This window comes from Hyphomicrobium sp. 802 (assembly GCF_000526135.1).
Taxonomy (GTDB): domain Bacteria; phylum Pseudomonadota; class Alphaproteobacteria; order Rhizobiales; family Hyphomicrobiaceae; genus Hyphomicrobium_B.
The window spans coordinates 765,703-792,607 of the sequence record NZ_JAFM01000001.1 but is presented as its reverse complement, the minus strand read 5'-3'; the positions used below and the strand labels follow the sequence as shown (position 1 = coordinate 792,607).

At 57.4% G+C, this 26,905-nt stretch carries 26 protein-coding genes and 1 pseudogene; 22 read left to right on the top strand and 5 right to left on the bottom strand.

Annotation, left to right across the window (positions count from 1 at the left end; translation table 11 throughout):
* Positions 1-38 precede the first annotated feature (38 nt).
* Positions 39-1,016: an aliphatic sulfonate ABC transporter substrate-binding protein gene (locus tag HYP802_RS0103995; RefSeq protein WP_013945810.1), complete on the bottom strand. Its 978-nt coding sequence runs from the start codon at positions 1,014-1,016 to the stop codon at positions 39-41.
* A 260-nt stretch (positions 1,017-1,276) separates the two neighbouring features.
* Between HYP802_RS0103995 and ssuD the strand changes: the two genes are divergently transcribed.
* Genes ssuD through HYP802_RS0103975 form a run of 4 tightly spaced genes read left to right on the top strand, consistent with a single transcriptional unit; the run spans position 1,277 to position 5,500 of the window.
* Positions 1,277-2,446, top strand: a complete 1,170-nt coding sequence (gene ssuD, locus HYP802_RS0103990; protein ID WP_155831132.1) for an FMNH2-dependent alkanesulfonate monooxygenase — start codon at positions 1,277-1,279, stop codon at positions 2,444-2,446.
* Positions 2,443-3,240, top strand: coding sequence for an aliphatic sulfonate ABC transporter permease SsuC (ssuC, locus tag HYP802_RS0103985; protein WP_024275211.1), 798 nt, complete (start codon positions 2,443-2,445; stop codon positions 3,238-3,240). Before ssuD ends, ssuC begins: the two co-directional genes overlap by 4 nt.
* Positions 3,241-3,269: 29 nt before the next feature.
* The gene (locus tag HYP802_RS0103980; protein ID WP_024275210.1) at positions 3,270-4,079 is read left to right on the top strand and encodes an ABC transporter ATP-binding protein; all 810 of its coding nucleotides are present in this window, start codon (positions 3,270-3,272) and stop codon (positions 4,077-4,079) included.
* Between the two features lie 17 nt (positions 4,080-4,096).
* The gene (locus tag HYP802_RS0103975) at positions 4,097-5,500 is read left to right on the top strand and encodes an FAD/NAD(P)-binding protein (RefSeq protein ID WP_024275209.1); all 1,404 of its coding nucleotides are present in this window, start codon (positions 4,097-4,099) and stop codon (positions 5,498-5,500) included.
* Between the two features lie 10 nt (positions 5,501-5,510).
* Here the strand turns inward: HYP802_RS0103975 and HYP802_RS0103970 are convergent, their stop codons facing one another.
* Positions 5,511-6,446, bottom strand: coding sequence for a CysB family HTH-type transcriptional regulator (locus HYP802_RS0103970; protein ID WP_024275208.1), 936 nt, complete (start codon positions 6,444-6,446; stop codon positions 5,511-5,513).
* A gap of 245 nt (positions 6,447-6,691) precedes the next feature.
* Here HYP802_RS0103970 and HYP802_RS0103965 point away from each other — a divergent pair, with 245 nt between their 5' ends.
* The 9 genes and pseudogenes from HYP802_RS0103965 to HYP802_RS0103925 all read left to right on the top strand — a co-directional run bounded on the left by HYP802_RS0103965 (position 6,692) and on the right by HYP802_RS0103925 (position 17,179).
* Complete coding sequence (locus tag HYP802_RS0103965; RefSeq protein WP_024275207.1) at positions 6,692-7,696, top strand: sulfate ABC transporter substrate-binding protein; 1,005 nt, start codon at positions 6,692-6,694, stop codon at positions 7,694-7,696.
* Between the two features lie 24 nt (positions 7,697-7,720).
* Entirely contained in the window at positions 7,721-8,701 is a 981-nt protein-coding gene (gene epsC / locus HYP802_RS0103960) for a serine O-acetyltransferase EpsC (RefSeq protein ID WP_081740936.1), read from the top strand.
* A 93-nt stretch (positions 8,702-8,794) separates the two neighbouring features.
* Positions 8,795-9,706 carry a family 2A encapsulin nanocompartment shell protein gene (locus tag HYP802_RS0103955; RefSeq protein ID WP_024275205.1) on the top strand — a complete coding sequence of 304 codons (912 nt, stop codon included), beginning with the start codon at positions 8,795-8,797 and terminating at the stop codon, positions 9,704-9,706.
* Positions 9,693-11,906 (top strand): family 2A encapsulin nanocompartment cargo protein cysteine desulfurase, encoded by a 2,214-nt coding sequence (locus HYP802_RS0103950; protein WP_024275204.1) that lies wholly within the window; start codon positions 9,693-9,695, stop codon positions 11,904-11,906. The genes HYP802_RS0103955 and HYP802_RS0103950 overlap by 14 nt, the downstream gene beginning before the upstream one ends.
* Positions 11,907-12,170: 264 nt before the next feature.
* Positions 12,171-12,281, top strand: a pseudogene (locus HYP802_RS23940) (recombinase family protein); the annotation flags it as partial.
* A gap of 613 nt (positions 12,282-12,894) precedes the next feature.
* Positions 12,895-13,515 carry a hypothetical protein gene (locus HYP802_RS0103940; protein WP_155831131.1) on the top strand — a complete coding sequence of 207 codons (621 nt, stop codon included), beginning with the start codon at positions 12,895-12,897 and terminating at the stop codon, positions 13,513-13,515.
* Between the two features lie 89 nt (positions 13,516-13,604).
* Complete coding sequence (locus HYP802_RS22765) at positions 13,605-14,225, top strand: DUF5681 domain-containing protein (RefSeq protein WP_024275201.1); 621 nt, start codon at positions 13,605-13,607, stop codon at positions 14,223-14,225.
* On the top strand, positions 14,218-15,693 hold the full coding sequence (locus tag HYP802_RS0103930) for a hypothetical protein (protein WP_024275200.1): 1,476 nt from the start codon (positions 14,218-14,220) through the stop codon (positions 15,691-15,693). The genes HYP802_RS22765 and HYP802_RS0103930 overlap by 8 nt, the downstream gene beginning before the upstream one ends.
* 52 nt (positions 15,694-15,745) lie before the next feature.
* Positions 15,746-17,179, top strand: coding sequence for a DNA modification methylase (locus HYP802_RS0103925; protein WP_024275199.1), 1,434 nt, complete (start codon positions 15,746-15,748; stop codon positions 17,177-17,179).
* 325 nt (positions 17,180-17,504) lie between these two features.
* Here the strand turns inward: HYP802_RS0103925 and HYP802_RS0103920 are convergent, their stop codons facing one another.
* The 3 genes from HYP802_RS0103920 to groES all read right to left on the bottom strand — a co-directional run bounded on the left by HYP802_RS0103920 (position 17,505) and on the right by groES (position 20,137).
* A complete protein-coding gene (locus HYP802_RS0103920) occupies positions 17,505-17,966 on the bottom strand; it encodes a phosphate-starvation-inducible PsiE family protein (protein WP_024275198.1) in 462 nt (153 codons plus the stop codon).
* A 124-nt stretch (positions 17,967-18,090) separates the two neighbouring features.
* Positions 18,091-19,716, bottom strand: coding sequence for a chaperonin GroEL (groL, locus tag HYP802_RS0103915; protein ID WP_024275197.1), 1,626 nt, complete (start codon positions 19,714-19,716; stop codon positions 18,091-18,093).
* A gap of 103 nt (positions 19,717-19,819) precedes the next feature.
* Complete coding sequence (groES, locus tag HYP802_RS0103910; protein ID WP_024275196.1) at positions 19,820-20,137, bottom strand: co-chaperone GroES; 318 nt, start codon at positions 20,135-20,137, stop codon at positions 19,820-19,822.
* A gap of 280 nt (positions 20,138-20,417) precedes the next feature.
* Here groES and HYP802_RS0103900 point away from each other — a divergent pair, with 280 nt between their 5' ends.
* The 9 genes from HYP802_RS0103900 to HYP802_RS0103850 all read left to right on the top strand — a co-directional run bounded on the left by HYP802_RS0103900 (position 20,418) and on the right by HYP802_RS0103850 (position 26,841).
* Positions 20,418-20,912 carry an Hsp20/alpha crystallin family protein gene (locus tag HYP802_RS0103900; RefSeq protein WP_024275195.1) on the top strand — a complete coding sequence of 165 codons (495 nt, stop codon included), beginning with the start codon at positions 20,418-20,420 and terminating at the stop codon, positions 20,910-20,912.
* A 194-nt stretch (positions 20,913-21,106) separates the two neighbouring features.
* On the top strand, positions 21,107-21,496 hold the full coding sequence (locus HYP802_RS0103890; RefSeq protein WP_024275194.1) for a hypothetical protein: 390 nt from the start codon (positions 21,107-21,109) through the stop codon (positions 21,494-21,496).
* A gap of 160 nt (positions 21,497-21,656) precedes the next feature.
* Entirely contained in the window at positions 21,657-22,115 is a 459-nt protein-coding gene (locus tag HYP802_RS0103885; protein WP_024275193.1) for an Hsp20 family protein, read from the top strand.
* A 27-nt stretch (positions 22,116-22,142) separates the two neighbouring features.
* Positions 22,143-22,505 carry a hypothetical protein gene (locus HYP802_RS0103880; RefSeq protein WP_024275192.1) on the top strand — a complete coding sequence of 121 codons (363 nt, stop codon included), beginning with the start codon at positions 22,143-22,145 and terminating at the stop codon, positions 22,503-22,505.
* A 35-nt stretch (positions 22,506-22,540) separates the two neighbouring features.
* Positions 22,541-22,978 (top strand): hypothetical protein, encoded by a 438-nt coding sequence (locus HYP802_RS0103875; RefSeq protein WP_024275191.1) that lies wholly within the window; start codon positions 22,541-22,543, stop codon positions 22,976-22,978.
* Positions 22,979-23,091: 113 nt separating this feature from the next.
* Positions 23,092-23,391, top strand: coding sequence for a hypothetical protein (locus tag HYP802_RS23935; protein WP_024275190.1), 300 nt, complete (start codon positions 23,092-23,094; stop codon positions 23,389-23,391).
* 616 nt (positions 23,392-24,007) lie between these two features.
* A complete protein-coding gene (locus tag HYP802_RS0103865) occupies positions 24,008-24,610 on the top strand; it encodes a HupE/UreJ family protein (protein WP_024275189.1) in 603 nt (200 codons plus the stop codon).
* A gap of 146 nt (positions 24,611-24,756) precedes the next feature.
* Positions 24,757-25,353 carry a hypothetical protein gene (locus tag HYP802_RS0103860; RefSeq protein ID WP_210164809.1) on the top strand — a complete coding sequence of 199 codons (597 nt, stop codon included), beginning with the start codon at positions 24,757-24,759 and terminating at the stop codon, positions 25,351-25,353.
* 552 nt (positions 25,354-25,905) lie between these two features.
* Positions 25,906-26,841 carry a hypothetical protein gene (locus HYP802_RS0103850; RefSeq protein ID WP_245261523.1) on the top strand — a complete coding sequence of 312 codons (936 nt, stop codon included), beginning with the start codon at positions 25,906-25,908 and terminating at the stop codon, positions 26,839-26,841.
* Positions 26,842-26,905: the final 64 nt, after the last annotated feature.

Here is a 26,905-nt window from a genome sequence, read left to right as displayed (position 1 = left end):
CCCAGCCTTTTGCCGGGCTTCTTTTGCTGAATTTCTAATTATTGAGCGGATGCCTGCTTATCGAGCGACCAGACCTGCGCTTCGCTGGAATTAATCCGCTTTGGAAGAGCCCGTTCTGCAAAGAATGTGTCAGCTATTTTCTGTTCTTCGGTAAGATTGTCGGACGAGACAGAACGAATCTCGTAGCTCCGGCGGCTATTTGCTACCGAAATGACAGCTGAATCGAGCCCCCATGCCGGCGCAAGAATTTGGGCGGCAGCTTCAGGATTCTGCTTTACCCATTCGCCTGTTTCTTTGAGTTTTGAGTAGACAAGCTTGAGAACGTCGGACCTTGCCGCCGCGAAGCTTGACGACGCGAGATAATAGCGTTGATAGCTTGCGATACCCTCGCCGTTGGCAAGTACTCGAGCATCGGCCTGCTTCTCAACTGCCGCGACGTAAGGGTCCCAGGTGACCCAGGCGTCGACCGCACCTTTCTCAAAGGCCGCCCGGCCGTCGGCGGGCGTGAGATAGGCAGGTTGGATGTCCTTGAGCTTCAGTCCGGCCTTTGCGAGCGCCGCAATCAAAAAATAATGACTTCCCGAAGCTTTCGTGACGGCGACTTTCTTTCCCCTCAGATCGGCTACTGAATGGATTGGTGAGTTGGCCGCTACGATGAGCGCCTGCGCCGCCGGCGATGGTCCTTCACTGGCATAGTACGTCAACTTCGCACCGGCTGCCTGTGCAAAGATCGGCACAGTATCGGCAACGTCTCCCGAAAGATCTATGGCCCCGACATTGAGAGCTTCTAATAGTGGAAGACCGCTGGAGAATTCCGACCACTTCACCTTGACACCTAGTCTAGCGAGGCTTTTTTCGAGCTCCCCGTTCGCCCTTAGCACTGTGATCAGTGTTGAGGATTTCTGATAGCCGATGCGCACGGTCGTCGGTCTGTCCGCCGCTGTCGCGTTAAGAGCGTAAAAGCTCGACGTTATGCCAAGCGCGAATGCAACCTGCAAAAGCCGACGACGATCCATATAGCGATTCCTCGAAAATGTGTGCGTGCACCACTGCGCATTGAATCTTGCAATAGTAGTCATGCCCTCCCGACCGAGGACCAATACGAAAAACAGAAAAGCTAATCGCATTTTCTTGTTTGGTTTCGAGCAGCCGTCCATCCAATATGCCAGATAGCGGCGATCAACGCTCGGTGCGCAAGGCAAAGCGAAAGCTTTCCGGCGCCTTCAGCATTGATCGCCGCGGTTGGTTTTGGAAATGTCTTCAGGGTTTCTTACTTGTGACGATCGCACCTGCCGACAACGCAAATATACTTTGGTTCCTTCCGACGCATGGCGACGGCCGATACCTAGGATCGTCTGTCGGCGGCCGTGACGTCGATCTCAGCTATCTTCGCCAGATCGCTGAAGCTTCCGACAAGCTGGGGTATTACGGTGTGCTTTTGCCGACGGGTCGAAGCTGCGAAGATTCATGGGTCATTGCCTCGGCGCTTCTTCCTCAGACACGTGATCTTCGCTTTCTCGTCGCTGTGCGGCCGGGGCTTTTGTCGCCCGCCGTCGCCGCACGAATGACGGCAACGCTCGACAGAATCTCCGATGGCCGGCTTCTGATCAACGTCGTCACTGGCGGTGATCCCGTCGAGAACAAAGGCGACGGCATATTCCTTGACCACGACGAACGCTATGCGGTCACCAAGGAATTTCTTGATACCTACAAAGCGCTTCTCTCTGGCGGTCGCGTCGACTACGAAGGCCGACATATCAAAATCGAAGACGGAAGACTTCTGTTTCCGCCACTGCAGAAGCCGCACCCGCCGCTTTACTTCGGTGGCTCGTCTGATGCCGGGATCGCGGTAGCGGCCGAGACAATAGATAAATATCTGACTTGGGGCGAGCCTCCGTCCGAGGTTGCGAAGAAGATCGTTGCGGCACAGAAAGTGGCCAATGCCAAAGGCCGCAGCTTTTCCTTCGGTATTCGCCTGCACGTCATCGTCCGCGAAACAAACGATGAAGCATGGCGTGCCGCTAATGATCTTTTGAAATATCTTGACGATCAGACGCTGGCATCCGCGCAAAAGACATTCGAACGGATGGATTCCGTCGGCCAGAAGCGCATGCTCGCGCTGCATGGCGGAAGCCGGGAGAAACTGGAAGTCAGCCCCAATCTTTGGGCCGGTGTCGGGCTCGTACGTGGCGGCGCAGGAACGGCTCTCGTTGGCGACCCGCAAACAGTTGCAGAGCGCATCAAGGAATACATGCGCATCGGGATCGATACATTCATCTTCTCCGGCTATCCGCACCTGGAAGAAGCGTACCGGTTCGCCGAGTTGGTGTTCCCGCTCCTGCCGCTCGCGGAAACGACGCCGGGCATTCGCACACGGCGTGGCCCAATCGGAGAAACGATTGCCAACGACTTTGCTCCAGCAGAACGTCAACGGGGCCAATCGTGACAAGGTCTGGCCACTGGCGCGCAACGACAGAGCGCCTCGTGCCCTGGCTGCTTCCGGTCGCCCTGCTGATCTTGTGGGAGGTGGGCGCGCGAACCGGCTTCATCGAAGCCCGAACATTGCCCGCTCCAAGCAATGTCGCGATTGCCTTCTGGGAAAGCGCGAAAAGCGGCGAACTCGGCAGCAATGCCCTGATCAGCTTCGAGCGCGCAATTATAGGGCTAGCTATCGGCGGCAGCCTCGGGTTCGCACTCGGCGTCCTTACCGGAGTATCCCGACGAGCGGAACTCCTTCTCGATTCCGGACTTCAGATGCTTCGGAATGTTCCGCACCTCGCCATCATTCCTATGGTCATTCTCTGGTTCGGAATTGACGAGACGGCCAAGATCTTCCTGGTCGCAATCGGCACGCTCTTCCCCATCTACCTCAATACTTATCACGGCATTCGCACGGCGGATCGCGGCTTGATCGAGATGGCAGAGGTGAACGGGCTGGGATCGTTTGCAATATTCTGGCGCGTTCTGCTTCCCGGCGCGATGCCGTCTGTGCTCGTCGGACTTCGCTACGCTCTCGGCATCATGTGGCTAACCCTTATCGTGGCCGAAACGATCTCTGCATCGTCCGGCATAGGATACATGACAATGAACGCCCGCGAGTTTCTGCAAACCGACGTCGTCGTACTCGGCATTCTCGTCTATGCGCTACTCGGCAAAGCCGCCGATACCGCAACGAAACTCATCGAGCGACGTGTACTCGCGTGGCATCCGGCCTACCACTATGGCGCCTCTTCCAATTAGCCAAACGTGGTGTTGAAACAGGTTCCTTGATGATGCTGAAGCGATTGAATAACGCCGATGGCGTGTTTTCCTCACCGATGTCCAAAGCGCAAAACGGTGCGCGAGAACCGGCAGCCTTCGATGCCGGAAGGCATCGGGGGAAGCGCGTTGATCTCAACGATCTGCACCTCTCATACGGTGACCGCCACGTTCTAAGGGGCTTAAATCTCGCTATTCCCGCTGGGCAATTCCTAGCAGTGGTCGGCAGATCGGGCGTCGGAAAATCGAGTCTCATGCGTCTGATCGTTGGCCTTGATAAGCCGACGAACGGCAACATTTCGATTGATGGATCCGTCGTTCAAGGATTGCAGAAATCGGTAAAGCTGCTGTTTCAAGATGCGCGCTTGCTGCCGTGGCAGACGGTTCTCAGCAATGTCGGAATCGCTCGGGCGCCGGGTTGGCGCGATGCTGCGATGAACGCTCTCCGCGACGTAGGCCTCGCTGAGCGCAACAATGAATGGCCGGCAGTTCTTTCAGGCGGCCAGCGCCAGAGAGTTGCCCTTGCGCGCGTGCTCGTCGGCGAGCCCAATGTCTTATTGCTGGACGAGCCGTTCGGTGCGCTTGACGCATTGACCCGCGCCGACATGCATACGCTTCTTGAAAAACTTTGGCTTCGCGACCGCTTCACAACTGTGTTGATCACACATGACGTCGCCGAAGCTGTCGCGCTGGCAGATAGGGTCGTCGTCATGCGCGAAGGCCGCGTGACGTTCGATGTCGATGTAAAGGCCGAACGGCCGCGACAGCGAACAGATGTAGAGCTTGTGGCGCTGCAAGAGCGAATATTGCGAGAAGTTTAGCGCTGCGAAGTGGAGCAATGAGCTTGGCGAAAGCGCGGAATGTCCTGATCCTTGGCGGCGGCGCAAGCGGGACGCTACTAGCAATTCAAATTCTGCGCACCAACACAAATACGACAATCACGTTGATAGAACGGACGGCGTCACCGGGCAAAGGGATAGCCTACGGGTCCGTAGATCCCATTCATCTCCTCAATGTCCGCGCCTCGAATATGAGCGCCTATCCCGACATGCCGGATCACTTCGTTCACTGGCTGGACAAAAACAGCCAGGACGCCCGCGCCATAGGCGGCGAAAACTTTCGGTTTGCGTCGCGTCTGGCATTCGGCAACTACTTGAGCAGCGAATTGCAGCGGCTCAGTGCGACCGCACAGCGATGTACGAACATCCAAGGCGAAGCCGTTGCGCTATCCAGATCCGCGAGCGGCATCGTCGTAACGCTTGATAATTATCGGCGCGTCAAGGGGGACGTGGCGGTCATCGCAACCGGTTACGAGGCGCCGACGATATCCGGGTTGCCGGGCGATCTCATTCCGTGGCTAAGCGTCGATGGTGCATCCCTAAAGAAAGTTGAAAGCATCCTCCTTCTTGGGACGGGGCTTTCGACCGTCGATCAAGTGCAGTCACTGATCGCAGCGGGATACCAGGGCAAGATTTACGCGATCTCGCGACGAGGCCTGCTTCCCCATGCCCATCGGCCGGTTGAACCGGCCGCAATTGCCGACGCGGACGTCCCGTACGGGCGGCGCCTCTCGAAAATATTTCACTGGTTTCGAACGCGCTCAGAACAAGCGGCGAAAACTGGCTCCGATTGGCGCGCCGTTCTCGATGGTCTTCGCCCGTACGTACAGAAAATATGGCAGAGCTTATCCTTAGAGGATAAGGCGCGGTTTGTGAGACATGCGCGGCCCTGGTGGGATGTGCGGCGGCATCGTATGGCGCCTAAGGTCGCAGCGGCCATTGATGATCTCATAGCGCGCGGAAGACTTATCATTATTCCGGCCAAGATCATTTCGGTCACGCCGCAGGATAACGAAAACGGCTCTTTCAAAGTTTTCTTTCGCCGACGCGGAACGCATGCCGTTGAGGCCATTGAAGTCGAAGGCATCACAGACTGCACGGGCTTCAGCGTTGATGTCTCGAGAATAAAAAATCCGCTTATTCGCAGCCTTCTCGATCAGGGCCTCGCGCGCCCCGATCGTCTCGGCCTCGGATTCGACGTCGACGGCGCCGCAGCGCTGATTGACCTTCGTGGCGATGCCGCTTCTGACATATTCGCCCTCGGCCCCCTGACGCGCGGAGCCTTCTGGGAAATCACCGGCATCCCGGATATTCGCGAGCAATGTGCGCAACTCGCGGCAAGACTGACCGACCCCTTGGATACGCGTGCAGTCGATCAGGGCACTCGCGCGAGGTCGGGCTGAACTCATCCAATTACAAGTCTTGTGGCTGATCGCTGTCGGCTATTCGTATGGCCTGCTCGGTGAGCCTTGGATTGCAATGCTCGATAAATCGATAGGCATAACGCCGGAGAAGCCGCCCACGACGCACAGCGATGCTTGACGTGCTTGGTAGAAACAAGTTCGGTGCGTCTATCCTCACCAGCTTGCGATCGTGTTCGCGATCATAAGCGACGGACGCGATGATACCAACGCCCATTCCAAGTTCTGCATAGGCCTTGATCACGTCAGCGTCGAGAGCCGTTATCGAAATGTCGGGGGTTAAACCGGCCGCTTCGAAGGCCTGATCGATCCGCCTCCGCCCCGTCAGCCCGTCGTCGTACGTAATGATGGGCCATGCGGCGATTGCAGCCAATGTCAGAGCTCTTTCTTTAGTCAACGCATGTCCGCGCGGAACCACAACAGCATGGTCCCATGTGTGATATGGGAAGGCGATGATACCGGGGTGATCATCAAGAGTATCCGTCGCGATTGCTATATCGGCATCGCCTTCATGCAGAATGGTCGGCAGATCCTTTGGGTTTGCCTGTTGCAGGTTAAGCCGAACGTCCGGAAACGTCTCTTTGAATCTCGCAATGACGGCCGGCAACGTATAGCGGGCTTGCGTATGCGTTGTCGCCACGCGCAGAATTCCTTCGTCGCCATCCGAGAAATCAGCGACCACGCGCGACAGGTTCTCGGCGTCGACGAGAATGCGCTCAACAATTTTGACGACCTCCTTTCCGGGATCTGTCAAGCCAAGAAGTCGCTTTCCGTGGCGCACAAAAATCTCGACGCCAAGTTCCTGTTCGAGATCACGTATGTGCTTGCTGACGCCGGACTGTGAGGTGAACAGGACGTTTGCCGCCTCGGTCAGGTTGAATCTGTGCCGCACCGTCTCACGGATAATTCTAAGTTGTTGGAAATTCATTTTCTGAGTGACCTCTGGCGTCGCGACTGGTGAACGTCTGAGATCCTTGCAAGCTATCCGCGTTTGCAGAGTCGGGAATAAACAAATTCTTCTTTGCTTATGAACGTTCCTGCTTAAGCGTTCCAAACTCCGCCGCGCCGTTTTGCATTTCGGCAATCTAAGCTTGTGATTTTTTATTCGTTTGCTTGCGCTGTCGGCTTTGGAACAACAAACACAGACGCGCTTCTAAAATCGGGAAAACTCTTATGATCAGCCGACGTATCGTCACCGGCCTCAGCCTCGCATTTGCTCTCCTTTCGGCCGCTTCAGCTTCCTCGTCGGCCGAAACAACGATATTGAACGCTTCTTATGACGTTTCCCGCGAGCTTTATAAAGACATTGACCCGGCGTTTGCCGCGGAGTGGAAGCAGAAGACCGAAGAGGATGTGTCGGTCAAGCAATCACACGGCGGCTCAACCAAGCAGGCTCGAGCCGTTGCCGAAGGTCTTGAAGCCGACGTCGTCACGCTCAATCAGCCAACCGATCTGGACTTCCTTGCGAAGAAAGGCGTCATCAGTACGGACTGGCGTAGGCAGTTCCCGCATGATGCCGCTCCTTACACCACGACAAGCGTCTTTCTTGTGAGAAAAGGCAATCCCAAAGCCATCAAAGACTGGGATGATTTGATCAAATCCGGAGTGTCCGTCGTTATGCCCAATCCTAAGACGTCGGGTAACGGTCGCTATACCTACTTGGCCGCCTGGGGGTACGCGAAAGAGAAATTCGGCTCTGACGAAAAGGCTCGCGACTTCGTCGCCAAGCTCTTTGCCAACGTCCCCGTCTTTGACGGCGGCGGTCGCGGCGCAACGACAACGTTCACGCAACGCGGCATCGGTGATGTGCTCGTATCGTTTGAGAATGAGGCCGCACTCATCAAAGCGGAAGTCGACGGAAGCGATTTTGAAGTCGTTTATCCCTCGCTAAGCATCGAAGCAGCTCCGCCTGTCGCCATCGTGCAGCAGGTCGTCGATAAGCGCAAAACCGAGAAAGTCGCCAAAGCATACCTTGATTTTCTCTATTCCGATGAAGCGCAGCAGATCATCGCCAAGCATCACTTTCGGCCGCAAAACGCGGAAGTTTTAAAAACAGCGCACTTTCCCGAAATCCGAACGTTCAAAGTCGAAGACAAGATCGGGCCATGGGCGGAAGTTCAGAAAGTCCACTTTTCGGACGGCGGCATCTACGACCAGATCACGGCCAAGCAGAACTAGTCGGCAAGTGTCCATATAAACGCAATGAATGTGAACGTGACGAATAATTCCACGATCGATGTTGCGGGCCACAGCGCTCTCGACGGACCAAGTGTTCTGCCATGGGATATCGAGGCGATTGTTGCCGGGCTGCGAGAGGCCCGGCGCAGAAGCCTACGGGTCGCATCCGCAGCCAATCGGCGCACACCGATTCCGTCGCCTGAGCTGCTCCAAAAAGTTGTCGATAGGCTTTACGCATCGCTCTTTCCGAGACACGCCGGAGCCGTCGACCATAGCGAAGAGGGTTTGGCATTCTTCGTCGGCAGCACGCTCAACGAGGCCCTGCTTCTTTTGGTGGAGCAGATCAGGCGCGAGCACGGGTTCGTCGATCCTTCACGACGTTCGGACGGAAAAAGTCCCCGGTCGGCTGATGGGATAGTTGCGGACTTCGCCAGCGAACTGCCGGACATATATACGCTTTTAGAGACCGATATCCGCGCTGCGTACGATGGTGATCCCTCCGCACGAAGTACAGAGGAAGTGCTTCTGAGCTTTCCCGGTGTAAAAGCGATCATCTATCACCGCATCGCGCACACGTTGCATTCTTTGGGCGCGCCTGTCGTCGCGCGCATCATCGCTGAGCTCGCGCATTCGCAGACTGGAATTGACATTCATCCGGGCGCTGAGATCGGCGGAAGCTTTTTCATCGATCACGGGACAGGTGTTGTGATTGGAGAGACAGTCATTATCGGCGAACGTGTGCGGATCTATCAGGCGGTGACGCTGGGGGCAAAGCGGTTCTCCGTTGACGAGCAAGGCGCGCTTGTCAAAGGAGAGCCGCGCCATCCGATCGTTGAAGACGATGTTGTGATTTACGCCGGGGCGACAATTCTCGGCCGCATCACCATTGGGCGAGGATCATCGATCGGCGGCAATGTTTGGCTCACGCGAAGTGTCCCGCCATTAAGTGCAGTCGTGCAAGCGCACGTTCGCAGCGAGACCTTCGATCAAGGCGCCGGTATATAATTCCAATATAACGTCGTTGACTGCTTATTTGTTCGACGAATAAGCATGTATCTAGAATTTGTGTTCTCCAATTTGGCAGACAGCAGGTACGCTATGGCAGATGAAGTTCAAACGGCTCTGGGCGATATCGCCGCTAGGCAATTGGCCAACGCGACGAAAACCGTTCCGCAAATGTCGAGCATCACACCGCGGTGGCTCGTGCATTTCCTGAGCTGGGTTCCCGTCGAGGCCGGCATCTATCGTGTCAACAAGGTCAAAGATGCTGACAGCGTCGAAGTCGCGTGCTCGCTACGCGACGAACGCATCTTGCCGCAAACCTTCGTCGACTACATCGATAATCCGCGGGAATATCTTTTGAGCGCGGTGCAGACCGTTCTCGACATTCATACGCGCGTCTCAGACCTCTACAGCATTCCGCACAATCAGATCAAAGAGCAGCTTCGTCTCACGATTGAGACCGTAAAAGAGCGGCAGGAAAGCGAGCTGCTCAACAACAAAGAATACGGCATCATTCCGAATGCGGCTCCCTCTCAGAAAATCAAAACCCGCACCGGCGCACCAACACCTGATGATCTCGATGAACTCATTGCCAAGGTCTGGAAGGAACCGGCGTTCTTCCTAGCGCACCCACAGGCCATCGCTGCGTTCGGACGCGAGTGCACACGCCGCGGCGTTCCCCCGCCCACTATCACGCTGTTTGGGTCGCCGTTCCTGACTTGGCGTGGAATTCCGCTCGTTCCCTCCGACAAGCTCGAAGTGAAAGCGGGCAAGACAAATATTCTTCTTATTCGCACAGGCGAAGCAAAGCAGGGTGTCGTCGGATTATTCCAACCCGGCCTTCCTGGCGAGCTGTCGAAGGGACTTTCGGTCCGCTTCATGGGCATCAACGACCAAGCCATCGCATCGTATCTCGTCTCACTCTATTGCTCGCTCGCGATCCTCACGGATGACGCCGTCGGTGTGCTCGAGAATGTGGATGTGACGAAGTATCATGCCTATAGCTGATCTTGGACGTAGCACGACCCTCGATGGCCTTGCGGCTGAAGCGCTCGGGCGAGGTTCGGGCGTTCAGACGCCGGCGGGCTTGCCGGACGTCGGTACGCTCACAAAACTAGCAAATGAACTGTTTGCAGCGCTGCCTGGACAGGCTGTCCCCTATCCAGCAGGTCCGTCGCAAGGCGGGTTCGGTGGGTCGCCGACTGACATCGGCGGAAGCGCTGCACCACATATAGCGGCGGGACTTCCGCGGACGCCTACTCCCGAACTCTCGCTCAATTCCGCTTCAGGATTTTCCTCAGGCCAAGGCCCGTCACTTGATCAGGGCGTGTTGATCGGACTGATCGACGGCGGCGTCCCATCACTGGCGAGCAGCCCGTCTGGCCCTTCGCTTCCCGGCGTTGGCGCATCGCCATACATTCACGGCGGCCAGGTATCTGAGATTTCGCTGCCGACCGGCTCAGACTCTCCCGGAATCGCCGCTCCAACCTTGGACACTCCATTTGGTTCGCCGGATCGGGACATTTCAACTCTCACCCTCAAGAGCGGTGACGCTTTGCTCGGCACACCAGAGGGATCTCTGCCCGCAAGCATCGATGCAGGACCGTCTATTTCCGGATATGGCGCCTCGAAGGGTATTCCAGCACGATCAGAAAACACGCGCTCAGCTGAAGCTCTTCCCGGTGTTGACCGCGCGTCGCCTCCTCAGCCGCCTGCAGCAACTCCACCGCCGCAGATTTTGAATGATCATACGGGCGTCCAAGCACCGAACTCCGGCGGCCAAACGTTCGATTACGGCAGCGTCACCATTCCGTTCGAAGCCGAACTTAAGACGTTGCTTGCGCCTCTCGCAGCCGACCCAATAAGCGCGTTGTTGGGGGCTGCCGGTTCGAACTTATATTTTCTCAATTCCGGCGCAGTTCCAGGCGAGACCGTAAATCGCGGCGCCGCCTCGCAGCCGACGGCGCTTAGCAGCGGTCGTGGTTTCGACGTCCAAGGCGTCCGCCGGGACTTCCCCATCCTCAATGAAACGGTCAACGGCCGACCGTTGATCTGGTTCGACAACGCCGCAACGACGCAGAAGCCGCGCTCCGTTATCGAGCGTCTCAAATATTTCTACGAGCACGAGAACTCGAACATCCATCGCGCCGCGCACGAGCTAGCAGCGCGCGCCACGGACGCCTATGAAGGTGCCCGCAACAAAGTCGCTCGCTTCCTCAATGCAGGCTCGGCGGAAGACATCATTTTCACGCGCGGCGCAACGGAAGCCATCAACCTCGTGGCGGCAACGTTTGGGCGTCAAAACGTCGGACCCGGCGACGAAATCGTCGTCACCCATCTCGAACATCATGCCAACATCGTCCCCTGGCAGCAGCTCTGCCTGGAGAAGGGAGCGAAGCTTCGCGTTGCTCCCGTTGACGATTGTGGCGCACTGCTTTTGGACGAATTCGGCAAGCTGCTAAACGCCCGCACCAAACTCGTCGCATTCACTCAAGTATCGAACGCGCTCGGAACTATCACGCCGGCAAAGACGATCGTCGACATGGCTCATCGCGTTGGTGCGCGCGTGCTCATCGACGGAGCACAATCCGTGTCGCATATGAAGGTCGACGTCCAGGATCTCGACGCGGATTTCTTCGTCTTCTCGGGTCATAAATTGTTTGCGCCTACGGGTATCGGCGCCGTCTACGGCAAGAAAGAACTGATGGATGCGCTGCCGCCTTACCAGAGTGGCGGCAACATGATCCGCGACGTCACATTCGAGCGGACTGAGTTTCACAAATCGCCGCAAAGGTTCGAAGCCGGAACGGGCAATATTGCCGATGCTGTCGGGCTCGGAGCGGCGATTGATTATGTTGAAAGGATCGGTCTTCACAACATTGCCGAATACGAACACCAGTTGCTCGTTTACGCGACCGATCGCTTAAAAGAGATTCCAGGCCTGCGCATCATCGGCACGGCGCCGGAAAAGGCGAGCGTGATTTCGCTGACGCTGAAAGGTGTCCCGAGCGAAGAGATTGGCGCGCGGCTCAATAAATACGGAATAGCTGTGCGCTCCGGACATCATTGCGCGCAGCCCATTCTGCGGCGCTTCGGACAAGAAACAACCGTTCGTCCGTCGTTTGCTTTCTATAATACATGCGATGAAATCAACGTGTTAGTCGGCGCTCTGAAGGATATTCAGACTGAGCGAGAAATCGCCGGCTGAAGGAAAACAACGTAACTATCGCTCGCTCGCCACTTTCAGAAATCTGTTCTCAGATTTAGCACTGAGCTACCCACTCCCTTTAACCAAGAATTCGCCCTTTCTCGTCGATTCAACAGCGACTGGACTTCTCCCCGAAAGCACGCATTGCTGTCGCGTATAGATGACCTGGCCGCGGACTCGGCGAGAGACAGGCACCTCCCGCAATCGACGGGGCTTTGGGTGGTGCAAGCGCCAATTCTGGCGCCGCAAAACCCGGAGCCCCCAATTATGCATTCCCTTGAAGCTGGTCGGGTCGATACAGTCGTCGTCTATAAGGTCGATCGTCTGACGCGCTCGCTTGCCGACTTCGCCAAGATTGTCGATGCCTTCGATGCTACTTTCGGCACGACGGCCTCGCAATTCCGGTCCGAAATCTGTCTCTCGGTCACGAGTCGGCGGTCAGCACGCGCTAAGTCCCGGATAGTGCGCAGCAATACGCGACCACGGCGGGGAGACGAATTTTCCTATTTGTATTCAATAATTTATGGCGGTGGATGAAGTCATCCCCGAACCCGTCTCCGACGGGAAAATTCCCTGCATATCGATATAACGCAGCGAATTTCACCCCTTTTCTGCGATCCACATAGAGAAAATTATTTATTTTCAGCGGCTTGAGCTGCCTGTTAGGCATCGGGAGCGCAGCGATTTCGTCTCACCTGCTGCAGGGAAAACAGCCGCGTCAGCAGCGAACTTAAAACGCTGGTTTCACACGCCTTCCTCAGTCGCAGACAAGCCGATTGATAATTGTCACTATGACAATATATATAAACGTATCAAATAATAATTTTGTTCAATCGAAAATTCGATGGTCATGGGAAAAAAGCTAAGACTGAAGAAGCCGACTTCGGCCCCACCTCTTCCGCCCAAGCGGACCCGAGGTCAAAGAGCGAATCTGACTCGCGCTAAGATTATCGAAGAGGCGCTTAAGTTCGTAGAGCAAGGCCGCCCATTGAAGATCCAGCCACTTGCTAAGGAGCTTGGTGTCGCAACAGCGGCAATCTATGTAAAGTTCCGTGGCGGGGGTGAGATCGCCACCGAAATGTTCCGGTTGGTCCTCGCAGACGTTGCTCGCCCGCTCCATCCCAACGAAACCTGGGAGTCCTATCTCCGAGCTCTGTTCACCGGCACATTCGACGCTTTCAAGGGACGCGGACGCCTCGCGCTCGCCCTCGGGAGCGAACTCTCTGAAAATTACTTTCTGAACCCCCATCTTCCGGAGCGCATATTGCATGCGCTGGAGCTTGCTGGCGTGCCGGAGAACGACAAGGCGAAGGCGCTTGACCTCGTGATAGCCAATCTAATTGGCTTCATGGCCGTCCAACGGACGAGCCTGGGCGAAAGTGAAACAGCGGAGTGGTTGAAGGACCAATCGAACCTGATCGATAACCTTCCTTCTGCTGAATATCCTCAGATCAAAGCCCGCAAGGTACTACTCATCAAAGCCGCCAAGGAGCGCGCCGAGCAGCTTGAGAGCTCGACATCGGCTCCTAAAAGCGTGCTCCGCTTCGCCGACGTCTTGATAGAAGGGTTGAAAGGGCGGTTCGGCGCCAAGGCATCTGAATTGTCATAGTATAAATTTAAATTACTGGACTCCCAGAGAGACCAGCTTCGACAATCTGTATTGCCTTTCGGCCCCTTAGAACCGAACCTTAGCTGCAGATGAGCGCCGCAATCCATCCGCGGCGCGGAGCAGCTAACTCGTTCCGCGCTCATCTTCGAATGATCGTTAACCCGGCCGGGTTCTGGCGGGGCGGCGCTGCGCGTCGCTCCGAGGGGGAAAGCCGTGCCTTCATTGTGGAGACCATGGAAGTGACTCGAAGAACGAGCGCCGGCGATCGAGATGAACGACCTCGACGCCCGGAAGAAGACGACGATGCGCCGTACGAGGTGGGCTACCGCAAGCCACCGGCCGCGCATCGGTTTCGCAAAGGCCAGAGCGGCAACCCTGCGGGCTCGAAGAAAAAACGCAGCAAGAAGCAGCGCCCAAAGTCATTGGGAGCCGAACTGATCGAAGAGCTCAGTCGGCACATCGCCGTGACCGAAGGCGGCCGGCGCCGACACGTTTCAAGGCAAACGGCGCTGATCAAGAAGATCGCTGCCGACGCCCTGAACGGCGACGCCAAGGCACGCGCCCAGCTCATTCAGCTGGCGAATAAGGCCGAGGCCAACCCTGCAACAGAGGACGCCGAGGACCCAATTGGCGCCGCCGCGGACGCGGAAATCCTCGGCCTCTTCCGGGCAGACATCATCCGACAATACAAGGAGACGAACGATGAATAACGTACTCACCCTCGCAGCTATCTACCGCACGTCGCTCTTCTATTTCGCCGTGCGGGCCATGACGATCCTGGAGCCGCAGACGAACCTCTCCAGGAACTGGCATCAGAAGGCGATCGCACATCAACTGATGCAGTGCTTTCGTGGCTTGTGTCGGCGGCTGATCATCAATCAGCCGCCGAAAACCTTGAAGACGCACCTCGTCAGCATCTCGTATGTCGCGTGGCTGCTGATGCACGATCCGTCGCTCAGGATCGCCATCATTTGCTACGACGAAGCCCTCGCCTCGACGCAGCTGCGCAAGATCCGCCAGCTTCTTCGGAGCAACTGGTATGTGGCTTTGGCTCCGACGACGCGCATTCGCAAGGACAAAGACACCGAGACGCTGTTTGAGACGACGGCAGGCGGCGAGGTCAGAGCACTCTCCGTCCAGGGCGGGATCACCGGGCACGGCTTCGACGTCATTATTATCGACGACCCGCAGAAGGCCAGCCTCGCCCACTCTGAAACCGAACGGCGGAACCTTGAGGAACTCTACGCCAGTGCGATCGCCAACCGCTGGCGCAACCCCGCCAAGGGCATCCTTATCGTCGTCATGCAGCGGCTCCACGTCGATGATTTTACGGCGTTCCTGCTGAGGCTCCGGAAGGATACGGTTCATCTGAACATTCCTGCCGTAGCCCCGGCCGATATGACCTTTCATCTCGACGACGACGAGGTCTACCGATTCCGGGAAGGCGAGCTCCTTGAGCCCGAACGGCTCTCCGAGGAGGTCCTCGATGAACTGCGAAGCGGACAAGGCGAGGTGCATTTCCAGGCGCAGTACATGCAGGCTCCCGTCAAGACCGGCGGCTGCCCGATCGACCCGCTCTGGTTCCGGACCTACACGGAACTCCCGAAGTACGACTACCGCATCATTAGCATCGACCCGGCGTTCACCGAGAACGGCGGCGACTTCAGTGCGGCCTTAATCTGCGACGTCGTGGGAGACGACATCTATCTCGTCCACGGCGAGCAGGTTCAATACGACTACCCGAAGCTTCTTCGCTGGATCGAGGAACTCGATAAGACCTGGAAACCTGACCTGTTCTTGATCGAGGCGATCGGCGCCGGCAAAGGCATCTGGGGTCTTCTGCGCGAGCGGGGCATCCATCACGTCGGCACGATCGAGACTCACAACGGCCTCCCGAAGCTCCGGCGCATGGAGATCGTCTCGCCGATGATCGAAGGCGGACGGGTCTTTTTACCGGCTCACACCGAATGGGCACGTCAGTTCCTGAGGCTCATCGGATCGTTCCCGTATGGCCCCAGCGATGACTGGCCGGACGCCCTCTCGCAGCTCCTGCTCAAGCTGCAGACAGTGTGCATGTGCGCCGGCCAGCACCGACGCCGTCGGTTTCCGCCGGACCCGCCGCCGCAGCAGACCTCGCTCCGCTACGGCATGCACTATAGCAAGCGCTGGCTCAGCTAACTGACCATCCACCTCGGAAACCTCTTCTGCTTCAACCCTCAAAGGCTTTGTCATGCGTTCAAATTCAACTCGAAACCGCTCCGGAGTTCTCGAGCCCCTCAAGGCCAAGAGCCGTCAACGCCGCGAACAACTCGCCCGCCTGAGCGCCCCCGGCGCTCAGGCGGGCGCTGTTCGCAACGACTTGCTACCGAAGCTACAGCTCGTCGATCGCGCACCGGCCGAGGTCTTCGTTCCCGCACGCAACGTGCGTGATCTGGACCCTGCTCACATTCGCGAGACGGCTGCCGCCGTGTCGCACCTCGGCTTCAGCGTACCGGTCCTGATCGACCACGAGGACAACCTTGTCGACGGTGCTGTGCGCCTCGAAGCCGCCAAGCTGCTCGGCCTGCCGCGTGTGCCCTGCATTGTCGTCGGTCATCTTTCTGCGTCCGAGCGCCGGCTCCTGCGGATCGCGATGAACCGCCTGCAGGAGAAAGGAGACTGGAACTTCGACAGCCTCCGGATCGAGCTCCAGGAGCTCGTCCTTGAAGACGCGCCGATCGAGATCACCGGCTTCTCGCTGCCGGAGATTGATCAGATCCTCCTTGATGATGAGGTCGCCGCGGTGGAACAAGGGCCGCTGGCACCGGAGCCTGACGTTTTGCCGGTCGCGCGTATCGGTGATCACTTCATCCTCGGTCGGCACGAGATCATCTGCGGCGATGCTACCGATCCCCGCGTCCTCGAACGCCTGATGCACGAAGACCAAGCCCAGCTCCTGCTGACCGACGAGCCCTACAACGTTAAAATCGCGGGCAACGTCACACGGGGCGCGCACCGCGAGTTCGTCATGGCGAGCGGCGAGATGTCGGACCGAGAGTTCCACGTGTTCAATGACGCCTGGATGGCGGCTTGCCGGTCGCATCTCCACGATGGAGCACTGTTCGGCACCTTCATCGACTGGCGCGGCTATCCGACAGTGCACGCAGCGGCGACAGCGCTCGGCTTGACTGCAGTCAACCTCATCGTCTGGGTCAAGACTAATGCCGGTATGGGCAGCCAGTACCGTTCGCAGCACGAGCTTCTGCCGCTGTTCAAGATCGGCGCTGCACCGCACGTCAACAACATCGAGCTTGGCAAGCACGGACGCTGGCGCTCGAACACTTGGACCTATCCCGGAGCATCCAGCATGGGCTCCGACGCCCGTCGCGGCTTGCAGGAGCATCCGACAGTCAAGCCGGTCGCCATGCTCGAAGACGCACTGCTCGACATGACTAACCGTGACGACATTGTTCTGGACCCGTTCCAAGGCTCCGGTTCGACGCTCATCGCCGCTGAAAAGACTGGGCGCTGCTGCCGGGGTCTCGAGCTCGATCCGAGCTATGTAGACGTCATCCTTCGCCGCTATCATGAAGTCACAGGCGAGCAAGGAATTCTGCGCGACACCGGGGAGACGCTCCGAGAGTTAGCAGAACGTCGAATGCAGAAGGAAGAACCCGCGGAGTGACAAGCGTGCGTGGCAATCGAGTAAGGAAGTCGTGAACCAGACCTCGACGTTAGGTATAAAGTACCTCGCCGCTGGAGTCGTAGGCTCCTATGGTAGCGCTTGGATTGGTAACTCACCTTCGAGAAGAACACGCCAGCCGCTTTCGAAAATCCTATTTGGTCCCTTGGAGCCGACTTACGGGTGTATCGGCTCTGGTTGACCGGCAACCTGGATGCTGAAATCAGCCGCCTCCTCGGACAGAGCAAACAAGACCCTTGATATTGCACCCGCAAGTTCTGATACGCTAGGTTTACGAGGGCGGAATCACAGCCACCTGAAAGCTCTACTACGGCGGGTTTCGATCCGCCGAGCGCTGATCCTGTTCCCGCACGGCCCAATATACTCCGCCGAGCGCGACAACCGCAGCAGACAGCGCAAGCAGCAGAAACGCGTCCGCTTCCGCCACCTCGATGACGATAAACTTCCGCAACACAGCCATCAGCGCGATGAGGACCACGGCTCGAACCTGCACAACGCTCAGACCGCGTTCGAGAATGCCGAGGACCGTATGATTGAACTCCAACGCTATGAGCACAATCATGATCATACCGAAGAGCGATTGGAACACCTCCGGTCGCGCCGGGTCGATAACGCCCTCCGCAATAAGCACCCATACCGAACGCAGCAGGTTGACCATCGCGGCCAGGATAACGATGGATATGAGTACGCCTAATGCGGTGACAACGACCTGCTCAAAGCGCTGGTAAAGTCCGAGATGGCTCCAATTTTTTCGCGTCTCATCCAGCATTTGAAAATTCGCACGCCCAACTTGGGATACCCTGACTGAGTAGCACCGGCCACCCTTGAAATCGCGACGGCAAAGACTGAACTTAGAAGGAGACCGCGCCGTGGCGTCGGTCTCCCATTCCTCCCTAGAAGTCCATCCCGGCCGCCGCAGGCGCTGCAGCTGCGGGTGCCTTAGGCTTTTCGGCGATCATGGCTTCGGTGGTGATCAGCAGGCTCGCCACTGAGGCTGCATCCTGCAACGCAGTCCGAACGACTTTCGTCGGATCAATCACACCCTTGGCGAGAAGATCGCCGTATTCGCCGGCCTGAGCATCGTAGCCCCAGGCGTAGGTCGAGTTGTCGACGATCTTCCCCGCGATGACCGAGCCATCCTCGCCGGCATTGGCTGCGATCTGGCGTACCGGCGCCTGCAATGCGCGGCGCACGATATTGACGCCAACGCGTTGATCTTCGTTGTCGACGGTCAGGGTGTCGAGCGTTTTTATGGCGCGCAGAAGGGCGACGCCCCCGCCCGGAAGAACCCCTTCCTCAACAGCAGCACGTGTCGCATGCAGCGCATCATCGACACGGTCCTTACGCTCCTTGACTTCGACTTCCGTCGCGCCGCCGACCTTGATGACAGCGACGCCGCCCGCGAGTTTGGCCAACCGCTCCTGCAGTTTCTCGCGGTCATAGTCGGAGGTCGTCTCCTCGATCTGCTGCTTGATCTGCTTCACGCGCGCATCGATCTCGGACTTACTGCCGGCGCCATCGACGATCGTCGTGTTGTCCTTGTCGATCGCAACCTTCTTGGCACGGCCGAGCATGTTGAGCGTGACGTTCTCGAGCTTGATGCCGAGATCTTCCGAGATCACGGTGCCGCCCGTGAGAACAGCGATGTCTTCCAGCATCGCTTTGCGGCGATCGCCAAAGCCCGGAGCCTTGACGGCAGCAACCTTGAGGCCACCGCGCAATTTATTGACCACAAGCGTCGCGAGAGCCTCGCCCTCGACATCCTCAGCGATGATGAGGAGCGGCTTGCCGGATTGCACAACGCCTTCGAGCACAGGAAGCAATGGCTGAAGCCCCGAAAGTTTCTTTTCGTGAATCAGGACATAGGGGTCTTCGAGCTCCACCGTCATCTTCTCGGAATTGGTAACGAAGTAGGGAGACGTGTAGCCGCGATCGAACTGCATGCCTTCGACGACCTCAAGCTCGGTCTCGAGGCCTTTGGCTTCCTCTACCGTGATGACACCCTCGTTGCCGACTTTCTTCATGGCTTCCGCAATCATGCGACCGACTTCCCGATCGCCGTTGGCCGAGATGGTGCCAACCTGGGCAATCTCCTCGTTCGCCGTCACCTTTTTCGAATTCGCTTTGAGTTCCCGCACGACGGCGTCAACGGCGAGATCAATACCCCGTTTCAGGTCCATTGGATTGGCGCCGGCGGCGACAGACTTCGCCCCTTCACGCACGATCGCTTGCGCGAGCACGGTCGCCGTTGTTGTGCCATCACCGGCGAGATCTGCTGTCTTCGACGCGACCTCGCGCAGCATCTGCGCACCCATGTTCTCGAACTTGTCGCTGAGCTCGATTTCTTTGGCGACAGTCACACCGTCCTTGGTGACACGCGGGGCGCCGAAACTTTTCTCGATGACAACGTTGCGGCCTTTGGGTCCGAGCGTCACCTTGACGGCATCGGCAAGGATATCGACGCCGCGGAGCATCCGCTCGCGCGCGTCGCTTGAGAATTTAACTTCCTTGGCGGACATCTCAGTCTCCATGACATAGGCTGGGAAGAGCGCAACACGGCACTGTGCCGGGCACCTCAGGCACCAGCCGAATTGAAGTTGAAGAAGGCTTTTACGAAACGACCTAAGCCGCGGCGCGCAGGTTCTTTGTCGACCCGTCGAGAATGCCGAGGATGTCGCTTTCTTTCATGATCAACAGCTCTTCGCCGTCGATCTTGACTTCGCTGCCCGACCATTTGCCGAACAGCACGCGATCGCCAGCCTTGACATCGAGCGGGTTGATCTTGCCGGTCTCATCACGCGCACCAGGACCGACGGCGACAACCTCGCCTTGCTGCGGCTTTTCCTTGGCCGTATCCGGGATGATGATGCCGCCTGCCGTCTTCTCGTCGGCATCGATGCGGCGGACCACGACACGGTCATGCAGGGGGCGAAACGACATGAGTCTAACCTCCTTTTTTGCCCTAACCATGAAGAATTTTTGACGCGACAGGCCTCCTTCGGGAGCACCCGCGCGCGAAAAATTCTATGAAGTCGATTGGCACTGTCAAGGGCCGACTGCAAAAAATTTGTCGAGCCGCGGGGGGCATATCTTGACGAACGCAAGCGCCATTCTAATTCGCATGACGGGCGAGGTGACCGCAGTTACGCGTCGCATCGCCGAGTTCGAAAACTTATAAAGCGCTGCAGTTCATGCCAATCGCTGGAAGGAGGTTCCTAAGATGAAACTTGGATCTCTGGTGCCCTGGCGCGAAAGATCCGAACCCGCAGTCAGGGATGATGCTTATGATCCGTTCACAGCGTTTCGTCGCGACGTGGACAGGATGTTCGACGACTTCTTTACGGGCTTCGGTCCATCTGCCCTGCGGTCGTGGAGCGGATCGATCACCCCGACAGTCGATGCGACGGAGACCGAGAAGGAGGTCGTCATCACTGCCGAATTGCCCGGCCTTGATGAGAAAGACTTCGAGGTGACGCTGACCGGTGATCTTCTGACCATCAAAGGCGAGAAAAAGACCGAGCAAGAGCAACGCAACGGCGGCTCTTATTACGCCGAGCGCCGCTTCGGTTCCTTCTCGCGCTCGCTGCGGCTTCCCTTCGAGGTGAAGGACGAAGATGTCAATGCGACTTACCAAAAAGGCGTGCTGACGATTCGGGTGCCGAAGCCAGCCGAGGCGCAGAGCGCGGTAAAGCGCATCGAAGTCAAAGCCGCTTAAGGCACTTGCTTTGGAGGTCAGGGATGTTTCCGAATATGGCTGAGCGAGCGGCTATCTTAAGCGCGCTGTTCGCGACGATGGTATTTTTGGCGACCGTCATCTTCACCTAAGCACTAGCAAAGGGGTTTGCTGTGCGTCGGCAAACCCCCTTTTTGAACTTGATTTTGAATACGGGCCTGACGTGGCGGGGTGTGATGGCGAATACGTTCTTGAGCAAGGCCATTCTTATTGTCAAAGGGCCGCGGCTCGCTACGGGCGAACTCCAATCGGAATTGGAAAGCCGTGGTGCCAACGTGGTCGTCGCGGACGTCGAGTTTGCGTTCTCGGTTCTCAATCATCTGCACTTTGATGGCGCCATTATCGATGGGGAACTACAGAATGAAGCCTTCGATCTCTGCACCGAGTTTCAGGCGCTCTACGTCCCCTATATCAGCGTCACGGGTCCTCATCGCTTGCAAAAATTCGCATCGCAAGCGCGAGACGTCGAGAATGCGCTAAATCGGTTGGTCGAAGTCATACCCCGGCACAAAGACATTGACGATCTGTTGCTAGGAGGCGATCCGGCCTCGATCGACTCGCACTGAAAGTTAACCGGGCGCGCCGATGACTCGGACTATAAACAGGATCAAAAAAAATGTTTCGGTGATCTTGAACGCCGCCGGTCCTAAATTAGATCGCCCATTGGAACAGGGCCTTTGAGCACGTTCCCTTGCTTTGGTTGTCGCTTCGCAAAGGAGGATAGCTATGGCGACATTCGACTTTACCCCGATGTTCCGTTCGAGCATTGGTTTTGATCAGCTCCCCGATCTCTTGGCTCACGCGGCCGAGCGCGAGGCCAACGGGTATCCCCCCTATAACATCGAAAAGAGTGGTCCTGATGACTTCCGCATCGTGATGGCGGTAGCGGGATTTGCGCGTGACGATCTGGAGATTGTTCAGGCCGAGAGCCGTCTGATCATCAAGGGCCAAGCCAAAAAGGAGGAAGCAAAGACCTTCCTCTACCGGGGACTTGCCGCGCGGCCGTTCGTTCGTGAGTTTGACCTTGCGACCTATGTCGAGGTCACCGGCGCCGCGCTCGAGAACGGTCTTCTCATCATCTCGCTGAAGCGCGAACTCCCCGAAGCCATGAAGCCGCGGTCCATCCCGATTGCGGGAAAGGACGATGCACCCGGCGCGGTGTCGCGTCTTCAGAGGGCCGCGTAGTTGCAAGTATGAGCTTCGGAGGCAACAATGCACGTGGTCTCCTTTTTAGGCCGTCCGGGTGCGGCTGAGTACGGCGCGCGTCCGGCGGCGAACGGAAGCGGCGCTCTCATCTCTGGGCGACACGACGGCCTCTCCGGCCGCCCGTCCTGTCGTATTTATCCGCTGGGTAAAGGTTGGGGACTCGAGCTCGAGCGATCGAGCGCTTGGCTCGTCGGCTTCGATCTGCCCGGGGAGTTTCGCTTCTTCAAATCGCTCGTGGCTGCCGTCGGCTTCGCGGAAGCCCACGGGTTCGACTATCGCATCATCCGTCCCACGGCCTTTTTCGTGGCGGATCGACGACGTTTCGCGGACCGCACTAAGCACCGTGAACGGCGTCGCCAGCTTTCATGAGATCTTCATCGTCCTAATCAGAACGAGAGGAAACCATGCACAACAGACTTTCTGGCAAAAAAGTTCTCATCGTCAAAGGCTCGCTCTTGGTGCCATTTGCGCTTGAGATGGCGCTCGCCGAACGCGGCGCCAAAGCCATCACGGCGACCAATATCATTTCGGCGTTCTCCCTCATCGAACATGAAAGGTTCGATGCCGCGGTGATCGACAAGGGGCTGCACAACGAGGCATTCGATCTTTGCGCCGAACTGAAGTCCTTTGACATTCCCTACATCTTGGCCGACGCCCCGCATGAAATGCAAAGACCGGCCGCACAAATGGCCGCGGCTTGCAACCTTGCGGTGGAACTCGCTGACCGCTTGCATCTGCGGGCGCGCGCCCACGAGCAATCCGAGCGAGGCGCCGCAGCGGCGAGGTATCCGGCGGTCAAAGGCATGGCCTCGATGGGCGTCATCGATACGGCACGCTTCTAATGTGCTGCAATCCGGTCGTCACAGGCATGAGGCCGCATTGCGGGGCATGTCGGGCGTCCCATGGGGCGTGTTGAAGCGATGTCTGTAAGTGGATCAATCTCAGGAGAAGAGCCATGAAAAAGATCGTTCTCTCATTCGCTGCACTTGCGATCCTTTTGACTTCGAGCTTGGCCGTGGCCGCGCCAGCGCTACCACCTCCGCCAGCGCACCAGCCCATCGTGCAGAAAGCCTATTATCATGGCTGGCATCACGGCTGGCGTCGTTGGTACGGCCCTCCGCGGCTCTACTATGGTGGCCCAGTCTTTGCCGTTTACGGCGGTGGCTATTGCTACCGGTGGCGAGACATCTGCGCCGGTCGCTGGGGCTGGGGAGGTCCGGGCTTTGGCCGCTGCCTCTGGCGTCACGGTTGCTAGAAAGAGCTTGAAATGGTGAGGCCGGGGGGATCTCCCGGCCTCAGGGTGAAACTATCAGGCGCCGCAGCTCATGCGGACGAGAAACGTCGGCCAATGTCAAGCAGATCGGCGAGACGCTGACGGTCCAACAATACGTCGGCGAGATCAGGGAGCCCGCTCATTGCCACGTGGCGTCGATCTCGGACGCATTTTCTCGCAACAGCCGAACCAACGTTCAGGTCATCCGGGACCTGACCATCAAGTCGATAAATGCCAATAGCTGTGAGGTCGCTAACAGCGTAATTGCGCATCCGACAGAAGAGTTCATTTATGGCGCTTATGCAGAAACACAACATCTCGTTCGAGGTTCAAGGCGCGGACGCAGGCGGGCGGCTATCACAATCGGCGCGAGACCCCGCTCTTCGCCGAAAGTATAAAGCGCAAAGTCCATGCCGTCATGATTGAGCCGAGCCTTTGGCTGGGGAGCAAGGCCAAGCTTAGACCCGCAATACCTTACACTTTGCTGTGACATCGTCAAAAGCGCCATCAAAGCCTGTCAGCTTGATTTTTAATAAGTTATATTATTTCATTCTGCCGTGAAGCGCACCACGACGGATGAGAGGGTTCAGAAGCAGTGATGGCAAATAATATTGCGGGGTCCAAAGCAGCCCGATTGTTCGTCTCAGCACTCGCTCTACTAGCCCTTTCATGCACTGCCGAGGCTCACATTATTCAAGGTGGCGCGGTCGGCTTTCAAAGTGGTTTCACGCATCCGCTGACTGGGCCCGACCATTTTCTCGCAATGTTTGCCGTCGGCCTCTGGGGTGCGCAAATGGGCGGACGATCAATCTGGTCTCTCCCCGTTGCGTTTCCCCTCATCATGGTTCTTGGTGGCATCATGGGCATTGCCGGTGTGCCGCTTATAGGTATCGAGACAGGTATTGCCGCATCGATCATCGCACTAGGCGTCGCGATTGCCCTTGCCTGGAAGCCGCCCGAGTGGATCGCGCTCCTCCTCATCGCGATCTTTGCCATATGTCACGGCTACGCACATGGCTCCGAGTTGCCCAAGGCTGAAGATCCGGCCGACTTCGCAATTGGCTTTGTTATTGCGACCGGCCTCATCCATCTTTTCGGCATTGGTGTAGGACTCGCTTTGCATAAGCCCTATCAGGGTCGCATCGCTCGCGCCCTCGGGGCGCTGATCGCGTTGGGCGGCGTCTACTTCCTCATCGCGTGATGAAACTTTTTCTCACCAAATGGGCAGGCCCGAAGCTTGCTCTTCTGGGAGCCCTAGCCCTCGCGCTTTTAGAACTCCAGTCTCCTGGGTCGCGCACGCTCCTATCCTGGTGGGTCTTGGAACGCGCTCTTTCCGTTGAGAAGGCTTTGCCGCTCATAGGCTTCGGCGCCGCGATTGCGCTGCTCAGCCGTACTCAGTTAGCTATCAACATTGGTCTTTTTCTTGCTGGAGCACTCCTCGGATTTCGCTGCCATTCTCTCTTCACGACAGCGATGGCGTTCGTTCCAAACGCTGCGGATCATTTGTTTTTGGCTGGGCCGATTTCGCTCATAGCGGCAGGTCTTCTCCTCATCGTACCAAGTTTCATCAGACATTGGTTTGCCCCGGTTGCCGCATTGATCGTCGGCGCCATGCTCGCCCAGATGATCAGTTTGACGGATCCGACGATCGATAACTGGAACGTCTCTTTGGCTGGCGTCGGCCTTGGCCTCTGGGTGATCGTGACAACGTCACTTTGCGTGCGATCGTTCTACCAGGACTGGTTTCCGATTGGCGCGCGGATCGTCGGCAGCTGGTTTCTGGCCATCGGCCTCCTTTATGGCGGCGCTGCTTTTGCCGTGCGCCCGATGCTGCCGTCGCTTCATGATGAAAAACTCATGACGCCTCCACCGGCGAACGCACTGCCGGACGTCAGTACCGATCCTTCTGGACCATCACCGGAAGAGCTGCCCGCACAACCATGACCGACATGCCGCCACAAAGGGCGATCGTCTGCTCCGCCAAGCGACGATGGAGTTCACAAGCCATATTAAACAATGTTATAATATCCAGATGATGTAGTGGGGTTAAAGATGATCATCCGGGGCGAACGCACGGCATCAAGGCGAAAACATTTGCTTGTGCGGCAGCGGGATAGCGCCAGAGCCTGCAATGGATGGCAGACCGACATTGAATCGGCCCGCGCTCTCCTTGCTGCATGGATTGTCAAAGCGATCGATGAGAAGTGGGGCACGGCCGTTGCCGCCGAGCACGCGACGGGCGTCTCTCAGACTGAGTTTTCGCGCATTCGGAATGGTAAACTTGGAAGGTTCACCGTTGATAGGCTCGTCCACTTGCTGAACGTCCTTGACAATGACATCGAAGCGCATCTCTCGGTTGAAGTTCTGCGACGAAAAAGCGTCAATCTCACACGCTCCGAGACGTGAGATCGGAGAAATAGCTCATTGCGCTTAAGTTTGCTCGCAGCCGTTCTCGTTCAAAGCGTCGGTCTCTTTCTTATCGTCTTCACCGCGCCGATGCCGCAACGCGCCTTTGCGTCCGAGGAACAACCAAGTCTCCCGAAATGGCTAAGGTCGCATATCGGCGACGGTGAAGGCCAGATCGCAGAAGTTGTCCTCGAGCGAGCACGTGCGCTTTACTTCCGAAAGCTAAGCGAAGGCAGGATCAAAAATCCTTGCTACTTCGCCATGGATGCAACGCGTCCCCACGATCTCGGCGGCGGCCAGGTCGGACGCCGATTTTACATTATTTGCGAGGCCAGCCATTCCTATCAGGCGATTTCAGCAGGGCACGGCGGCGGTCGCAATCTAGAAGGCATTGCAGATTTTGAGAATGGCCGACAATGCGCGAAGAATTTCGGCAATGCCATGGATTCCAAGCTGACGGCCGGCGGCAACTATATCACGGACCGGACGAAGACGTCGTTCAAAGGGTATTATCAAATCTCGTCACAGCGAGATGAAGTTCTCAATCGCTCGTTTATACTATTCGAAGGCGACGGGGAAACTGCAAATGCCAAAGAGCGCGAGATTGGAGGACATGCGGCCGTTTCGTTGAAGAAGGTTTGCCTCCGGAAGGAGGCCCAGAGCCCCCACGCGGATCGCGATGGCTATGTTCCGTTCGGCAAGCTGACAGATTACACGGCCGGCCGCAGTGATGGCTGCACCAGCTGGTCGCCAGCGGATGCCCAAAAAATCATTTCGATGGTCAGCGACGACCCGACAACGTTGTACATCTACCCGGAGGCCGCCGACATCGATGCTGTGGCTGAGGCGGTTGCAGCCGGCCAATCGCTATCGCGTGCCCGACTTTACTGGAATACTTCCTGCCTCAACGACATAGGCGTCCCAAAATTCTGGGCAAAAGAAACCCTCGAACCGATCCTCACGCAATTTGAGAAGGATCATCCGCCGCCACCTCAGCAGCCCACTCCAATTTGCAAGGCTAGATGAAGAACGGGTTTGGCGACGCAGCCAACCGTCGAGCCAACTAATAGTCGTCGAGTGAGGTTCCCTA

Coding starts and splice junctions, on each gene's coding strand:
- HYP802_RS0103995 (WP_013945810.1), bottom strand. CDS start 1,016: ATGGATCGTCGTCGGCTTTTGCAGGTTGCATTCGCGCTTGGCATAACG.
- HYP802_RS0103980 (WP_024275210.1), top strand. CDS start 3,270: ATGATGCTGAAGCGATTGAATAACGCCGATGGCGTGTTTTCCTCACCG.
- HYP802_RS0103975 (WP_024275209.1), top strand. CDS start 4,097: ATGAGCTTGGCGAAAGCGCGGAATGTCCTGATCCTTGGCGGCGGCGCA.
- HYP802_RS0103970 (WP_024275208.1), bottom strand. CDS start 6,446: ATGAATTTCCAACAACTTAGAATTATCCGTGAGACGGTGCGGCACAGA.
- HYP802_RS0103965 (WP_024275207.1), top strand. CDS start 6,692: ATGATCAGCCGACGTATCGTCACCGGCCTCAGCCTCGCATTTGCTCTC.
- epsC (WP_081740936.1), top strand. CDS start 7,721: ATGAATGTGAACGTGACGAATAATTCCACGATCGATGTTGCGGGCCAC.
- HYP802_RS0103955 (WP_024275205.1), top strand. CDS start 8,795: ATGGCAGATGAAGTTCAAACGGCTCTGGGCGATATCGCCGCTAGGCAA.
- HYP802_RS0103950 (WP_024275204.1), top strand. CDS start 9,693: ATGCCTATAGCTGATCTTGGACGTAGCACGACCCTCGATGGCCTTGCG.
- HYP802_RS22765 (WP_024275201.1), top strand. CDS start 13,605: ATGAGCGCCGCAATCCATCCGCGGCGCGGAGCAGCTAACTCGTTCCGC.
- HYP802_RS0103930 (WP_024275200.1), top strand. CDS start 14,218: ATGAATAACGTACTCACCCTCGCAGCTATCTACCGCACGTCGCTCTTC.
- HYP802_RS0103925 (WP_024275199.1), top strand. CDS start 15,746: ATGCGTTCAAATTCAACTCGAAACCGCTCCGGAGTTCTCGAGCCCCTC.
- HYP802_RS0103920 (WP_024275198.1), bottom strand. CDS start 17,966: ATGCTGGATGAGACGCGAAAAAATTGGAGCCATCTCGGACTTTACCAG.
- groL (WP_024275197.1), bottom strand. CDS start 19,716: ATGTCCGCCAAGGAAGTTAAATTCTCAAGCGACGCGCGCGAGCGGATG.
- groES (WP_024275196.1), bottom strand. CDS start 20,137: ATGTCGTTTCGCCCCCTGCATGACCGTGTCGTGGTCCGCCGCATCGAT.
- HYP802_RS0103900 (WP_024275195.1), top strand. CDS start 20,418: ATGAAACTTGGATCTCTGGTGCCCTGGCGCGAAAGATCCGAACCCGCA.
- HYP802_RS0103890 (WP_024275194.1), top strand. CDS start 21,107: ATGGCGAATACGTTCTTGAGCAAGGCCATTCTTATTGTCAAAGGGCCG.
- HYP802_RS0103885 (WP_024275193.1), top strand. CDS start 21,657: ATGGCGACATTCGACTTTACCCCGATGTTCCGTTCGAGCATTGGTTTT.
- HYP802_RS0103880 (WP_024275192.1), top strand. CDS start 22,143: ATGCACGTGGTCTCCTTTTTAGGCCGTCCGGGTGCGGCTGAGTACGGC.
- HYP802_RS0103875 (WP_024275191.1), top strand. CDS start 22,541: ATGCACAACAGACTTTCTGGCAAAAAAGTTCTCATCGTCAAAGGCTCG.
- HYP802_RS23935 (WP_024275190.1), top strand. CDS start 23,092: ATGAAAAAGATCGTTCTCTCATTCGCTGCACTTGCGATCCTTTTGACT.
- HYP802_RS0103865 (WP_024275189.1), top strand. CDS start 24,008: ATGGCAAATAATATTGCGGGGTCCAAAGCAGCCCGATTGTTCGTCTCA.
- HYP802_RS0103850 (WP_245261523.1), top strand. CDS start 25,906: ATGCCGCAACGCGCCTTTGCGTCCGAGGAACAACCAAGTCTCCCGAAA.